Source organism: Paenibacillus sp. 7523-1, assembly GCF_002276415.1.
GTDB classification, from domain to species: Bacteria; Bacillota; Bacilli; order Paenibacillales; family Paenibacillaceae; genus Paenibacillus; species Paenibacillus illinoisensis_A.
Window position 1 is genome coordinate 73,912 of sequence record NZ_NPBR01000004.1, and the last position, 16,229, is coordinate 90,140.

Annotated in this window: 10 protein-coding genes; 8 read left to right on the forward strand and 2 right to left on the reverse strand. The window is 43.8% G+C overall.

From position 1 onward, the window contains the following. Nucleotides 1–23: 23 nt before the first annotated feature. The 5 genes from CHH60_RS02345 (at nucleotide 24) to CHH60_RS02365 (ending at nucleotide 8,730) form a co-directional block, all read left to right on the forward strand. A complete protein-coding gene (locus CHH60_RS02345) occupies nucleotides 24–2,345 on the forward strand; it encodes a helix-turn-helix domain-containing protein (protein ID WP_095357725.1) in 2,322 nt (773 codons plus the stop codon). 334 nt (nucleotides 2,346–2,679) lie between these two features. Further along, nucleotides 2,680–3,534, forward strand: a complete 855-nt coding sequence (locus CHH60_RS02350; protein WP_095357726.1) for an ABC transporter permease — start codon at nucleotides 2,680–2,682, stop codon at nucleotides 3,532–3,534. 27 nt (nucleotides 3,535–3,561) lie between these two features. After that, nucleotides 3,562–4,488 carry a carbohydrate ABC transporter permease gene (locus CHH60_RS02355; protein ID WP_095357727.1) on the forward strand — a complete coding sequence of 309 codons (927 nt, stop codon included), beginning with the start codon at nucleotides 3,562–3,564 and terminating at the stop codon, nucleotides 4,486–4,488. A gap of 34 nt (nucleotides 4,489–4,522) precedes the next feature. Continuing rightward, on the forward strand, nucleotides 4,523–6,172 hold the full coding sequence (locus CHH60_RS02360) for an ABC transporter substrate-binding protein (protein ID WP_095357728.1): 1,650 nt from the start codon (nucleotides 4,523–4,525) through the stop codon (nucleotides 6,170–6,172). 281 nt (nucleotides 6,173–6,453) lie between these two features. Beyond that, on the forward strand, nucleotides 6,454–8,730 hold the full coding sequence (locus CHH60_RS02365; RefSeq protein WP_095357729.1) for a glycoside hydrolase family 95 protein: 2,277 nt from the start codon (nucleotides 6,454–6,456) through the stop codon (nucleotides 8,728–8,730). A gap of 192 nt (nucleotides 8,731–8,922) precedes the next feature. Here CHH60_RS02365 and CHH60_RS02370 read toward each other — a convergent pair whose 3' ends face one another. Both CHH60_RS02370 and CHH60_RS02375 read right to left on the reverse strand, forming a co-directional pair. Continuing rightward, nucleotides 8,923–9,996, reverse strand: a complete 1,074-nt coding sequence (locus CHH60_RS02370; RefSeq protein ID WP_255247785.1) for a HAMP domain-containing sensor histidine kinase — start codon at nucleotides 9,994–9,996, stop codon at nucleotides 8,923–8,925. Then, a complete protein-coding gene (locus CHH60_RS02375; protein WP_095357730.1) occupies nucleotides 9,986–10,663 on the reverse strand; it encodes a response regulator transcription factor in 678 nt (225 codons plus the stop codon). The genes CHH60_RS02370 and CHH60_RS02375 overlap by 11 nt, the downstream gene beginning before the upstream one ends. 305 nt (nucleotides 10,664–10,968) lie before the next feature. Between CHH60_RS02375 and CHH60_RS02380 the strand changes: the two genes are divergently transcribed. The 3 genes from CHH60_RS02380 (at nucleotide 10,969) to CHH60_RS02390 (ending at nucleotide 16,113) form a co-directional block, all read left to right on the forward strand. Next, nucleotides 10,969–11,934 carry an alpha/beta hydrolase gene (locus CHH60_RS02380; protein WP_095357731.1) on the forward strand — a complete coding sequence of 322 codons (966 nt, stop codon included), beginning with the start codon at nucleotides 10,969–10,971 and terminating at the stop codon, nucleotides 11,932–11,934. A 93-nt stretch (nucleotides 11,935–12,027) separates the two neighbouring features. After that, complete coding sequence (locus CHH60_RS02385; RefSeq protein ID WP_095357732.1) at nucleotides 12,028–13,536, forward strand: alpha/beta hydrolase family protein; 1,509 nt, start codon at nucleotides 12,028–12,030, stop codon at nucleotides 13,534–13,536. 249 nt (nucleotides 13,537–13,785) lie between these two features. After that, complete coding sequence (locus CHH60_RS02390; protein ID WP_255247786.1) at nucleotides 13,786–16,113, forward strand: ABC transporter ATP-binding protein/permease; 2,328 nt, start codon at nucleotides 13,786–13,788, stop codon at nucleotides 16,111–16,113. Nucleotides 16,114–16,229: the final 116 nt, after the last annotated feature.

The following is a 16,229-nucleotide window of genomic DNA, read 5'->3' on the forward strand; positions in this document are numbered from 1 at the left end:
GCTTACGAAAGAAGGGGGTACATATGCAGCGCTTATGGTCCAAATTCTCGCCTTTGTTTCGCAGATTCATGATTTCGTATCTTATTGTTCTCATGATTCCTCAAATTGCCGGATATGCCTCCTATCGAACATCCATTGAAGCAGCGAGGACCAGCTCGATTGAGAACAGCCTCAAATCGCTCAACCTGAGCAAGGAGATTATTGAACGAAATTTGATGTTGGTTGAAGATTTCACGAGACAACTGGCCATTAACCAGGATTTAAACCGTTTGATAGCTGATCCCAAGCCGCATGACGTTAATAATGTCTATGGTTTGAGCCGCATGCAGCGCAGCCTGTCCATGTACAGCAGTACGAATGATTATTTGTCTCGTTTTTTCATCTATATCCCCAACTATAATGTCATTATTACGCCTACGACGGTTTACTACCGACCTGAACATTATTTTGCTGCCAACCGCCTGGAAGGCATAACGTTCGCAGAGTGGAAAGAGAACGTATTAAAAAAGCCGCATTTAAATGAAATCATTCCCCTACAAAGTTATAAGAAGGAGATTCGAAGTGATGTGTTTGTGGACGCTCCAGCCATCACGTTTCTTCAGTCGATTCCTTTAAACAGCTTCAACAAGCCGCAGGCTACCATTGGCGTCATGATTGATGAGAATCAGATGGCGAGTTTGACTCAACATATTGTGGAGCAATATGGGGGGTGGACATTGGTGACAGATTCGAATGGGGATATTATTTTTTCACGTGGTATAGATGAAGCCGAGGCGGAAAACTTGAAAGGTATGCCTGCTAACAAGAACGATGAAGTGATGCCAATGGACGACGGGCGGCTACTCATTTCCATTCACTCCAATCAAAATGGCTGGAATTACATGGCTGGCATCCCCGAAGGTGCGCTTATGGTAAAAGCCGATCAGATCAAGCAGGTTACCTTAACTTTTACGCTAGCAACACTTGGTATTGGATTATTGATTGGGCTAATGCTGGCTTACCGACACAGTGCGCCGATTCACCGGCTTCTGTCGGTCTTCCGGGAACAGGATATAGGGCTGCCTGGAAAGACAAGCAACGAATATGATTTTTTGGCAAGCAATATCACCAGCCTAATCACCAATAACCATGTACTTAAGAATGCATTAAATGAACAGATTCCCATGTTAAGGGATGGATTTATCAAACGTCTGCTGACAGGTGAGTTTTACACCATCCGTGAGTTGGAGGCGATTTCTTCCCAGACCGACATATCCCTTCATACGAGCCGAGGGGTTGTAGGAATTGTGAAGGTAGACGGTTATGGAAGTCCGGATAGCGAAGAAATTATTCAAGAACTAAGCGTTGCGAGGCTTATCGTGCATGAAGCTTTGACGACATGGAATTCAGAGATCTTGATAACAGACTGGGGAACAGATCAGATTGCTTTTGTACAACCGCTTAGCGTAGAAGCTTCGGATATATCCTTGCACACAACGGTATCCGAACTGAGCAAACAGATGGATGCAGTTTACCGGGAATACCGGGTATCGACCACTGTTGGAATGGGTGCTTCTTATGAGGTGTGGAATGATGTTGGCCGTTCGTTTAACGAGGCCAGACAAGCATTGGAATATGCCATTCATATGGGAACTGAGCATCTGGTGAGATTCGAGGACACCGTCAAGGAAACCGAATTGTATTACTATCCGATGGAGTCCGAACAGCGTCTGCTCAATACGCTGAAGGCGGGTGAAATGGAAGAATCAGTTCGGGTTCTGGATCAGTTGTTCCACCGCAATTTTACCGAGCGAGAGCTGTCTTATGACATGACACAGCAGTTCGTTGTGGAATTGAAGGGAACATTTCTGAAGCTGGAACCTAAGATCATGCTTGACGAAGCGCTTGTCGATGAGTTTAAGAATCGGATTGCGGCTATTCAGGTAACCGACAGTGTAACCATACTCCGGGAAAAGTTTCATCAACTGGCGAAAGACATCTGCCTGAACATACAACGCAAAAAATCCAATATGCATACTGAAATTATCAACGAAACGATGGCTTACATTCAGGAACGCTATGCGGATGCAACCTTAACGGTATATCGCATTGCAGAACAAATGGGTAAACCGGAAAAATATATCTCGCAGTTATTCAAAGAGTATACCGGAGAGAACCTTTCCGACTATGTGGAGAAGGTACGAATTAACAAAGCTGCTGAACTGCTGCGTGAGACTGAACGGACGATCGATGAGATTGCCCTGACCACCGGATACAACAGCGCGCATTCGTTCCGAAGAGCCTTCAAGCGAGTCCGTGGGATTTTGCCTAGTTCATTTCGCCAGATGGAGAACGAAATGAAATGAAGCTGGCACAATCATGATTATCAATCCAAGCAGAAACATCAAAAAAATCATTGCCAAATTAAAGCCATATCAGGCTTCTCGGCCTTGTTGTCCTTGATTCGTACCTCAACGAGTAAAGTGTACCTTTACGTGACTGAGGGAGCTCTCTTATGATTACGAACAAGAAAGCGCTATCAAAAAAAGAGGGCCTTATTCATATAGGCTACCTCCTGGGGGGATGACTCTGAGAACAACAATCTCGAATGGCAAAACGGTAGTAAAACAAGGCAGGCGGTCTGCAGTGAAACTGGCCTTGTCCAGAAGCTGGAGGAGGCATTGGCAGCTCTATCTTTTGATGATTCCTCCCGTCGCGTACTTCATTATTTTCAAGTATGTACCTATGGTTAATGCAGTGCTCGCTTTTAAGGATTACAACGTGATCAAGGGGATCTGGGGAAGTCCATGGGTAGGCACCAAATATTTTGAGCTGCTTTTCCAAAATCCGGCGTTCGCTACCCTGATCAAAAACACACTGTATATTTCGTTTTACAGTTTGGTCGTGGGTTTTCCAGTCCCGATACTTCTAGCACTGGCGTTGAACGAAGTCAAGAATGCCAAATTCAAAAAAACGGTACAGATGGTTACTTATGCACCTTACTTTATTTCAACCGTTGTTATGGTATCCATCATCATGCTTTTCCTATCGCCACGGCTGGGCATCGTGAACACAATCGCAGGAACGCTTGGTTTTGAAGCGGTCAATTTCCTTGGAGAGCCTGGGCTGTTTCGTTCCATCTATGTATTTTCAGATGTCTGGCAGAGCATGGGATATTCCGCAGTCATCTATTTGGCAGCACTTGCAGGTATTGATCCTTCGTTGTACGAGGCAGCCAAGGTTGATGGAGCTAACCGGTTTCAGAAAATGGTGAACATCGATCTGCCCGGCCTGCTGCCGGCGGCAGTCATTATTCTGATTCTGAGCGTTGGCAATATCATGGCCGTCGGATTTGAAAAAATTTATTTGCTGCAAAATCCGTTGAACTTATCGGCTTCCGAGATTATCTCCACCTATGTGTACAAAATGGGTTTACTGAATGCCAATTACAGCTTTGCTACCGCAGTTGGCCTCTTTAATTCGCTTATTAACCTGATTCTGTTGTTAACGGTCAATGCTGCTGCCAAGCGTCTGTCCAATACAAGCTTATGGTAATGCGGCAAAAGGAAAGGGGGGAATCAGATGAGCAAGTTGCAGTCCCAAGCCGGTTCAGCGGTTAGTCAGAGGAGTACCATCAGAGAATCTTTTGGGGACCGGGTGTTTATAGCCATCATCTACCTCATTCTGACAGTTGTCTTGATTGCAGTACTCTATCCACTGATCTATATCGTAAGCTCTTCTCTGAGCAGCCCGGCAGCAGTTACATCCGGAAAAGTCTGGCTGTGGCCTGTTGATATGACACTCGACGGCTATAAGTCTGTATTGCGCAACGATCAGGTTATCATGGGTTACGCCAATTCGTTATTTTACACCACAATAGGAACAATCATTAGTGTAGCGCTGACCATTATGATTGCTTATCCGCTTTCCAAAAAAACCTTTGTTGGGCGCAGCCCTCTCATGATGTTTATTACATTCACCATGCTATTTTCCGGCGGATTAATTCCAACGTACCTCGTGGTTAAATCCATGGGACTGATTGATACACGCTGGGCTCTGTTGATTCCTAATGCCATCTGGGTGTGGCAGGTGATTATCGCACGTACTTTTTTTCAGAATTCCATCCCGGAAGAGCTCTCCGAGGCAGCCGATATTGACGGATGCAGTGATATCCGTTTCATTTTCAGCGTCATTTTGCCTCTCGCCAAACCCATCGTCGCTGTTTTGTCATTGATGTATGCCGTTGGGCAGTGGAATGCGTATTTTGATGCCCTGATTTATTTAAAAACGCAATCGCTCTATCCGCTTCAGTTGATTCTCCGCAGCATTCTGATTCTGAGTAACAGCACGGGGAATATGGATGTGGGAGAGATGGTGAAGCAGCAGCAAATGGCCGAGTTGATGAAGTTCTCACTCATTGTTATGGCCAGTTTGCCGGTACTCGTCATTTATCCGTTTGTGCAGCGATATTTCGTTCAGGGCATGTTGATTGGCTCCGTCAAGGGCTAGTTCACTACATTCATTCATAAGGGAGAGGGTCTATTTGAGAAAAACAGGGTCATTCGTACTTGCTTGTATACTGCTCTTGTCTGTGGCACTAGCGGGATGTTCATCCTCAAATCAGGGCAGCGGAGAAGAGGGGAGCGGCCCTTCATCCGGGGACAACGTGACCATTAATGTGTTTGCTCATCAAAGTTCGGATACCAACCTTCAAACGAACAAGTTTACGAAAAAGATGGAAGAGAAGTTTAACGTGAAGATCAACTGGACGACGGTTCCTTTTGATGGCGCGGCTGAAAAAAGACAGATATCATTGGCTTCGGGGGACTACCCGGATCTGTATTTGCTCATTCCATGGGTTGACCGTTTTTCTCAAACGGACTTGTTGAAATTTGGCCAGCAAGGTGTCATTGTGCCGCTCAATGATCTAATTGAGCAATACGCACCGAATATCAAAAAGGTACTGGACAGCAGTGAGTATTACAAAGCAATGAATACTGCGCCAGACGGCAATATTTACGGTTTGACGGGCTTAAATGAATGTTTCCACTGCTCATACCCGAACAAAATGTGGATGAATACGAAATGGCTAGAACAGCTCGGCTTATCCGAGCCTACAACGACGGAAGAATTTAAGGAAGTGCTTAAAGCGTTCAAAACCAAGGACCCGAACGGCAACGGTAAAGCGGATGAAGTTCCGCTGAGCGGTTCTATTGAAAATTTCGGCGTGCACATCATTCCCTATTTGATGAACGGGTTTATCTACGACGATGACAGAACCTATCTCATTGCAAAGGAAGGCCGGGTTGATACGGTTGCGAACAAACCGGAGTGGAAGGAAGGACTGGCCTATATCAAGTCGCTGTACGATGAAGGTTTGATTGACCCCGGTGCGTTCACGCAAAATGTGGGGGCCTTTAAAAAAATCGGAGATAATGCGGATGCGCAGCTTCTTGGCGCAGGTGCAGCCATGCACCCATCTCTTTTTGTAAATACAGCCGAGGGTGCTCCGTATGGGAAGGATTATAATCCGATTCCTCCTTTGAAAGGGCCGCATGCCAATTATGCGACCTATAACTATCCAATTGATCCTGGAGCATCGTTTGTACTCACAAACAAGGCAAGTGAAGAGACGCAGATTGCAGCCATAAAAATGCTGGATTATCTCTACACACAAGAAGGAGCCATGAGTGCATATTTGGGTGAGGAGGGCACCAGCTGGCGCAAGCCGGAGGAAGGCGACATTGCCCTTAATGATCAGGTAGAGCCACTCTACAAAGCCATTCCCCTCCCCACAGGTGAGGAGCCTCGTAATGACAGCTGGGGTGCGCTGAGTCAGTATAATCACCACAGAGCATATCGGGATGCCGAAGTACAAGGCAAGGACATCTATGCAGGTGACGGTTATGAGCGCCGACTTTATGAGGCAACACTCTTGATGGAAGGCAAAGAACCCCAGGAAGTTTTTCCGCATTGGGCCCTATGGGTGGACCCGGCAAATGCGGACGAAACAAGCATGATGCAGACGAACCTCAAGGATTATATTGACCAGAATGCCCTGCAATTCATCACAGGAGCAAAGAGTCTGGAAAAGGATTGGGATGATTATGTGAAAGGGCTGGAAGGCCTCAACATCAAGCGTTATCTGGAAATTATGCAGGCAGCGTATGATTCTTCATCCATTTCCAAGTAGGGAGAATGGGTAGGTATATACCAATCCTGGGCGACAAATCATCTATTATTATCAAACACGGGCCGGTTCGCATTCTTGCGAATCAGGTCCGTAATCTTTTATGGCAGGAAGCCAATCTCATTGATGTTTATCGAAGAAAATCTCCCAATACATGATCTTCTCGATTCTCATATCATGAAAGAGTATGGATCTGCATGAATACGTTATTTTTATTCTTTGTTACGATGTTATTATGAGATTAATCTCTTATCATTCATTGAAATTCATAGTGGAGGTCCAGAATGAAAGAATCTAATCGGAACAATCATCGCATGTGGTACAGCAAACCGGCAGAGATATGGAACGAGGCCTTGCCAATCGGGAACGGCCGGCTTGGGGCAATGATTTTTGGAGGCGTAGCGGAGGAGCGTTTGAAGTTAAATGAAGACTCGATGTGGTATGGGGGCCCCCGGGATCGGAATAACGATGATGCACTGCCCAATCTGCCCAATATCCGCAAGTTAATCATGGAAGGGAAACTTCGGGAGGCTGAAGAGTTGGCCAGCATGACGATGGCCGGGCTTCCTGAAGCCCAGAGACATTATGTGCCACTTGGTGAGCTGCAGTTATCATTCGGCAATCATGATGGTCCTGTTGAAGATTATGTACGTGAGCTGGATTTGAACCGGGGCATCTCCCGTGTTAGCTACCAGGTTAATGGTATCCGTTATACTCGTGAGCTGTTTGCCAGCCATCCGGATCAAGCCATTATCATCCGAATCTCAACAGACAAGAAGAATGCCTTGTCTATGAAAGCCCGTTTTAATCGACAGAATTGGAGATACCTGGAGAAAACCAAGAAGTGGGAGCAAAGCGGACTCATTATGCTTGGTGATTGCGGTGGTACAGACGGCAGCTCCTTCACAGCTGTGTTGAAAGCGATACCAGATGGAGGCGCCTGTCAGCTCCTTGGCGAGTATTTGCTGGTGAAGGAGGCGAGCTCGGTCACACTGCTGCTTGCTGCGGAAACGACTTTCCGCCAGGAAGATCCTGAATTATACAATAAACTTCGTATAGAAGAGCTCAGTCGGATTCCTTATGAAACACTGCTTGTACGGCATACATCGGATTATCATGAACTGTACAGCAGGGTTTCATTGAACCTGTCCAAACGTTCTGATCGTCATGATGGTCCGACGGATGAGAGATTAAAACAATTCCAAAGGGGAGAAGAAGATCCCGAATTGATCGAAACCTATTTTCAGTTTGGTCGTTATCTGCTGATTTCCTCAAGCCGGCCAGGCTCCTTGCCTGCTAATCTTCAAGGTATATGGAATGACAGTTTCACTCCGCCATGGGACAGCAAATTTACGATCAACATTAATGCCCAAATGAACTACTGGCTCGCCGAAAACTGCAATCTAGCCGAGTGCCATGAGCCATTGTTCGATCTGATTGAGCGAATGCGGGAGCCTGGCCGAATTACGGCACGAAAGATGTATGACTGCCGTGGGTTTACCGCACATCATAATACGGATATTTGGGCAGACACAGCCCCTCAGGATACCTACCTGCCGGCTTCCTTCTGGCCGCTGGGTGCTGCTTGGTTATGTCTGCACTTATGGGAGCATTATCGCTATAGTCAGAATCTCATTTTTCTGGAGGAAGCATACGAAACGATGAAGGAATCTGCGCAGTTTCTCCTTGATTATCTAATTGAGGATGCAGATGGCCGTCTGATTACTTGTCCATCCGTCTCTCCAGAGAATAGCTACAAGCTGCCAAATGGTGAGGTAGGGGTTCTATGTGCAGGCGCTTCGATGGATTTTCAGATCATTGAGGCTCTATTCACTGCATGCATTCAAAGTGCAGAGTTGATCGGAAGGGACCATACCTTTAGGGAAGAACTTGCTGCTGTTCTGACGCGAATTCCGAAGACACAAATCGGCAAACACGGCCAAATCCAGGAATGGATGGAGGATTACGAAGAAGTGGAACCGGGGCACCGGCACATCTCGCATCTATTTGGTTTGTACCCTGGAGAAAGCTTCACTCCACACACGCCCGAACTCGCAAAGGCCGCACGTACAACGCTCGAACGTAGAATGGACAATGGGGGTGGACACACCGGATGGAGCCGGGCCTGGATCATTCACTTCTGGGCAAGACTTCAGGATGGGCAGAAAGCTTATGAAAATGTAAGAGCTCTCCTGGAGCACTCCACGTTGCCTAATCTTTTTGACAATCATCCTCCGTTTCAGATTGACGGCAACTTCGGGGGATCCTCTGGAATTGCTGAGATGTTAATGCAGAGCCACACCGATGTGATCCGGCTTCTACCTGCCTTACCAGACAATTGGTGTGACGGGAGTGTGGAGGGGCTCAGGGCCCGTGGCGGATATACCATTGGATTTTCCTGGGCGAAATCAGAAATTACTGAAGTCACCGTAAAAAGTTCAGTTGCTGGACTTTGTCAGTTGGAAGGTCCTGGCCTTAAGCCGATTTCTTTCAACGCAGAAGCTGGCGGAACGTATACGTTTACACCGACATCGTCTGAAATGTTGTCACAAACCCAATGATCGGATTAATAAATCGATCTGCTTCGGTAGAAGCAGAATATCCAGCTCATTGTGCTACGGATGAACGGAAAGAGTGTGCTGTCTAATCAGCCTTATGAGACGGTTTACTGTTTATCCTGTCTGTCATCTTCTCCAACGTTTTCTGAGAAAGCAGTGGATCTTTGAGATCTGCTGCTTTCTTTCAACTAATCGCTAACTTAATGGAAGAGCAACCTCAAAAGTGGTACCGTTGTCGTCAGATTTTGCAACTCTAATTGTTCCACCGTGCAATATCACGATCTTGTGAGCGATACTTAAACCCAAACCATTACCAGGGGAGGAGTGGGAGGCATCACCTTGATAAAATTTATCGAAAATGTATTTTTGTTGATCCAACTCAATCCTTGGCCCATTGTTGTGAATTGAAATACTGACTTGTCCATCTTTCGACTTCGTACTAATGGTAATTTCTGAATTCAAGGGCGAAAACTTGATGGCATTGTCCAGAAGATTGATCCAAACTTGGCTGAGCATATCTTCATTTGCGATAATCATCACTTCAGCTGAATTAACCTGAAAACTGATATGTTTTGCGGACCATTTTGACTCAAGCAATACAATAACCGTTCTAATTTGCTCTGTTAAGTTATAAGAAGTCTTTTCGGCTATAATGGCTTGACTTTCTATTTTGGATAGCTGGAGGACATTTGTGGCAAGTTCAGCAAGACGTTCTGACTCATTAATAATGATATCCAGATATTCATTGCGTTCCAAGACGGACAGGTTTTCTCTTTTTAGGACTTTTGCGTAACCTCTTAGGGAAACGATTGGTGTTTTGAATTCATGTGAGAAATTATTGATGAAATCGGAACGCAGCATTTCAAGGCTGCCGAGTTCTTCAGCCATATGATTGAAACTTTTGTTCAATTGTCTTAACTCTTTTGGCCCTTTGAGATGAATCCGGACGGAAAAGTTTCCTGTAGCCAGTTTTTCGGATGCATGAATAACCTCACGGATGGGAGCTAGGGGGATTCGGCTGAAGATCAACGAGGCAAAGATACTGACGAGAACAGTAACCGAACCGAAATAAGCAATAAACATCACAGCGCCCCCAGACTCTGGATCTTCTGTTGAAGGTGGTGTGTAGAGGCCAGTGTACACAAGAAACACGATGATGAACCACGCTAGAAAAATGGAGATGAGAAAAATAAAGAGCACAATGAACATAAACATGAACGTGAGTCCAAAACCACGCAAGGATATATTGTTGTTTTTTCTAGTCTTCATGTTTTACCGCCTTGTAACCAATTCCCCGAATGGCGATGATTTCAAATTCAGGATAATCGCCAAATCGCTTTCTTAACCGATTTATATGAACATTTAACGTAATATCGCTAGTTTCGGAGTCCATACCCCATATTTCATCCATTAACTGAATGCGGGTAAAAATTTTATCTGGATACGACAGCAATTTGTACAATAAAAAAAACTCTTTTTGCGGTAACGTCTGTACTTCGCCTTCTCTTGTCACAGACAATTCATCATATTGAAGAGTGATTTTCCCTACTTGAAGTTTTCGTTCGTTCTGGATCTTGGCTCGCCGCAGCAAAGCCTTGATTCGAAGAAGCATTTCGTCTTCGTCCACTGGTTTGACCATATAATCGTCAGTGCCTGATATAAAGCCTTTACGCTTGTCAGCAGGTAGATGTTTTGCGCTAACCATCAGAATAGGAATATCATTTCTGCTCTCCCGAATCATTTGGGTCAATTCGAATCCATCCATGTGAGGCATCATGATATCAAGCACAATCAGATCAAACTGCTGCTTGTCCAATAACTCTAACGTCATAATGCCATTCTCCGCCAAGAATACCTCGTATCCGGCAGACCCGATAATGGTTTTCATTAATCTGGCTGTATTTTTGTCGTCTTCTACAACGAGGATTTTGAACATCTTTCTCATTCCTTTCCATTACATCTGAACTTAACTGAACTGCATTCTATCACAAAATATTGCTTCAAGTGAACAAGGGGTTAATACGCTTCTTGTTTATTTTCAGTTTATTTTTTCATGATAATGTAACTCCAATAAACGCTAATTATATATATCGCACTACCAGAAAACGAAGAAAAAGGAGAAACGATGTTAACCAAAAAACGTGTTGTTATTCTTGCCATAATTGCAGTTATCGCTTTTGTATTAGGAAGATTAGCAGTTAGTGTGTTGTTAAATATGCTATTGGGAGGAAGACTATTTTAATGAAAAAAATGATGTGGATACTAACTTGTATCCTTACCTTTGTATTCGTCTTCTCTGGTTCAGTCTTTCTCAAACTAAAGGTTCCTACACTTAGTAACCCATTACATGTGGACTGGAGTGATTCCGTTGGAACGGTGTATACAGATCTTGTGTACGGTGAAGAAGAATTGAACAACTATGACCTGTATGTTCCAGCTGATCAATCCAAGGATACTTATGGACTTGTCGTTTATCTTCATGCAGGCGGATTTACGAGTGGAGATAAGAGTGACGATGCCGATATGCTGAAGTATTTTACATCCAAAGGTTATGTAGCTGCGGGCATTAATTACAGCTTACGAACCGATACGAATACAGTTAACCTTAATCAAATGTCTCAGGAAATTAAGCAAAGTATACCCGTCATTACAAAAGAGGCGGCAGAACTGGGGTATAACCTTGATGAAATGGCCATATCGGGCGGGTCTGCTGGAGGTGCACTTGCTCTACTTTATGCATACCGCGATGCAGATTCCTCACCGATCCCGTTAAAAATGGTCTTCGAAGGAGTTGGCCCTCCTAGCTTTGAACCTTCTATTTGGCTTGGTATGGATAATATGGATGACCCATATGAAACAGATGAAGCTGCCAAAGCAGGTGCATCGTTTGCTTCAGTTATGACAGGTGAAAGCATCACCGTAGAGATGATGAGAAACGGGGAGTACAAAAAATACGTAGATGAAATTTCACCTTACACACACATTACCAAAAACTCTGTTCCAACATTAGCTGCCTATGGCACTTATGATAAAGTGGTGCCTTTCGGCCTAACCAAAAATTTCATCGAGGCGTTAAGAGATAATAGTGTTCCTCACGATTTCATCGAATTTAAACGATCAGGTCATGGTTTACAGAATGATAGGAAAGAATCACAATTATACTTTGAAAAAATCAATGAGTATTTAGACAAATATATGTCTCATTAACTACAGGCAGTATACGTGGCAGATAGGATATGAAGGCCCGGTTTATGTGGCAGTTACAGAAGACGAAGAAGTAATGTGTCAAGGAGAGTTCACATGAGAAAAATGATAAAAATAGTGGGTATTAGTATATTGATAGTCATTCTCTTGATCGTGGGATTGAAAATTAAAAATACGTTATTTCCTTCAAGAGATGATAGCAGTGAACTAGATATGGATAAGATATTTGCTCAACAAGCGCAATCACAAGGAGATATTCCTCCTCTTGAAAATATAGAACAGAGAACCATTGATATAAAATACATCAACAAGGACAGTATCGTGGATACCCGACAATTGAGGCTCTATATTCCGGAAGATACAGAGCAGCCGATGCCCCTCATCTATGTTCCGCACTATGAGATGACCGAAGATGCACTTGAATTGCGCAAGTATCTGGCTGAAGGGTGGATGGTTGCTTCACCGACGAACTTTGATAATAAATACAATGGACAGCTGACCGATGATGATTTGGTTTTTAATAATGCTGCCTTATATACACTTCGTCATATGGAAGAAGTCGATCATGAAAGAATCGCTCTTATTGGCGGAAGTGCAGGCGGATACACGACATTGATGCTCAATGCTTTACAGATGGGAATCAATGCTTCGATAGCGAATTCACCGATCACCAATGTATACTTTAATTTTTATCAGTACTTTCCGGAAGGAAACAAAGTAAACGATAATATGGGTTGGGTCATGCTTAAAGGATTCTATAAGATGATAACTGCCGGAGATAACGGAGAAAAAGAAATGCTGAAAACGATGATGGACCTACCGATTCCATTTTTAGGCATGGTGTCCGGAATGTTTGATCCGATCTTAGAAAACTTTCCGGACAAAGAAGATATCGCGAGATGGGAAGCATTTTCTCCCGTTGGTCTCACAGATTATTTCAGCAGCCCTATGGTCATCAATCATGTCACCTCAGATGTTTTGGTTCCAATCGATCAGATTTCAAGACGATTCACCTATGAAGAAAACGGAAATTCAATGCCGGATGGATTTTCGACAAGACTGGATAGCAGCAATCCAGGAGTTCTCGGACATTCTTTGGAAGAAGAACTGCCTTCAGAGCTTACAAGAACAGAACACATTATGATTACTGATCCAGATAAAGACAGTATACTTCCGTATGACAGTAAGAAACCGTTCAATCTGAATATCTACGACGATGGAACCGTAGAATCATACGGGAGCCATCGAGCGACATCCGGAACAGGGGTAACCGATGATATTCCGTATCTTCGAGATATGTTCTCCCGCAGCTTGGCAGAAACAGAAATGCTGATGCCAAGCAAACTTCTTTTACTTCTGGATCGTTATCAGGGAAGGAGTGTTCAATTACCTGCTCATGAAGGAATGGATGATACGGTTTATGGCTCTCTTGTCATTTATCAGCAGGAGGTCGTGGAAGAATTATCACAGTGGGCAAAAAATCATTCAATGGATGAACTGAATCATTTTGTTCAGAATTCAATCACAAACATTGAGGATGAAGCGGCCAAAAATCGGTATGCAGACGCATGGAGAAAGATAAAGGTAGAATTATCTCGAATGTAAACACATCCTACAGTCCGCCCGCCGATTACTCGCTTTAAAATAAGATGTAGCAATACCTTAAATAGGAGTCTTTAAATCAAAGGTGCCCATATCTAATGGGGACCTTTTTGTTTGTATCTTTTGAGGGTGCAATTCAATTGGTTTATAGCCATCATCCTATTCGTTTATTTTCAGTTTATTCAGATCAGGTATATTACATCAAGGCAAAAAAGACATATCTTTAATTGAAACAATCTGGAGGAACGTATGATGAAGCTTAAACTAATTGATGTTAAAAAAACGTATATGAGCGGTGAACAAGTTACTGCCGTACAAGGAGTAACCGTTGGATTCCGTCAGAGTGAACTGGTCTCAATACTCGGGCCATCGGGTTGTGGCAAAACGTCCCTTCTGAACATTATTGGCGGTTTGGATCAATATGAAAGTGGAGATCTAATGATCAACGGAATTTCCACCAAGAAGTTTAAAGAACGTGATTGGGATGCTTACCGTAATCATTCCATTGGTTTTGTTTTTCAGAGTTACAACTTAATAGGACATCAAACGATATTACAGAATGTTGAGATAGCAATGACACTTTCTGGTGTTAAGCCTGCCGAAAGGAAAAGACGAGCCAAACAAGCATTGAATGATGTTGGCCTTTCTAAACATGTAAATAAAAAGCCAAATCAGTTGTCCGGGGGTCAAATGCAGCGGGTTGCCATAGCCAGGGCACTGGTGAATAACCCTGATATTATTCTTGCGGATGAACCAACAGGCGCACTTGATAGTCATACCAGTGATCAGATCATGGACATTTTAAAAGCAGTTTCCGAAACAAGACTTGTTATTATGGTGACACATAACGCTGAGCAAGCAGAAATGTATTCAGACCGCATAATTCGAATGCTGGATGGCCAGATCATATCGGACAGTGATCCGCTGAATGAAGATGAATCGTTAACCAAGCACACTTCAAATACAGATAAGAGGAAAATAAAGAAAACAGCCATGTCCATGCAAAGCGCAATGATGCTTTCGTTTCGAAATCTTTTAACCAAAAGAGGAAGAACGCTAACGACAGCTTTCGCAGGCAGTATTGGTATTATAGGAGTGGCACTGGTTCTGGCTCTTTCCAATGGTTTATCTACTTATCTGGATTCCATGCAAGCCAGTACCTTAAGCGGACTACCAATTAACATCACCGCCGGCACTGTTGAAGGAACAGATGAAGATCCAAGCCCAACAACAGAGTTAAAAGAATATCCCACTCAGGATGTTGTATATCCTTTTCGTCCGGAGTTGGAGTATCAGAAGCATACGAACGAGATAACAGATGAATTTCTAAACTACATCCAGAACATTCAGAATGATATGCCAAGCTCCGTTACCAATGTTACGTTTAATTACGGACTGCACCTGAATCTTTTGGCGAAAGCACAAAACACCGTAGTTGATTTCAACAAAGGGAACGAAGCTGGAGGGAAAGCGTATTGGCAGCAGCTTCCGGAGAACCACGACCTCGTTTTATCCCAGTATGACCTGATTGGAAAAGGAAGTAAGTTACCTACTCAGAAGAATGAAGTGGCCCTTGTGGTAGACAAGTTTAATCGGTTGGAGGAAGCCTTCTTTGAGAAGATCGGGATAACGGATGTGAAATCTGATTACCCACTGACTGATTTTATCGGAAAAACAGTCCTGAAGGTCATCCCTAACAATCTTTTTTATGCGAAAAAGACTGATGAATTATTTGTAGCTGCTACTCCGAATGATTACAGCAGATTATATAATAACTCATCTGGAACAAACCTCAAAATAACGGGGATTTTACGTCCTAAAGAAGGAATCAATAGCAGTCTTTTAACGGAGGGTTTTGCTTATTCTTCCGATCTAACAAGCGCGATGCTCGATGACTCACAAAAAAGCTCTATTGCACAGGCACAGGCCAAGACAAATACCGATGTGTTACGGGGTGTACCTTTTGTGAGTGAAGAAGCAAGGGAGAGGGCGGAGATATGGCTTGGTGTGACGAATACGCCAGTTGGCATAGACATTTTCCCTGCAGATTTTCAAGGCAAAGAACAAATTAAAGATGATCTCGATCGATATAATGAAGGGAAATCCAATCAAGAAAAAGTAATTTACTCGGATTTTGCAGAAGGGATCACCTCTATCACCAAAAAACTTCTCGATGGGATTACTTCCGTGTTAACTGGTTTTGCCGGAATATCGTTATTTGTTTCCACAGTTATGATTGGTATCATTACGTATGTTTCTGTTATTGAACGTACCAAGGAGATCGGAATCCTTCGCAGTGTGGGTGCACGCAAAAGAGACATTTCAAGGGTGTTCAATGCAGAAACCATCATTGTAGGTTTGGCTGCTGGACTGCTTGGTGTAGGGATCACTTACGTGATTTCGTACCCCATCAATGTTCTCGTTCAGAAGTTCGCTGATATTTCCAATATCTCCAACCTGAGTCCTCTTCATGCATTATATCTCATTGTAGGAAGCACGCTGCTTACGCTCTTGGCGGGAGTATTTCCATCTCGAATGGCTGCCGCGAAAGATCCTGTTGAAGCGTTACGAAATGAATAAAGGTAAGCCGTAACCATGCTCTCGGATCAAAAAGAAGTATGAACAATCCTAACAACACATAAAAAGAGACAGTCCATAGCGATGGTATTCGCGAGGCTGCCTCTTTTTGTTATAGG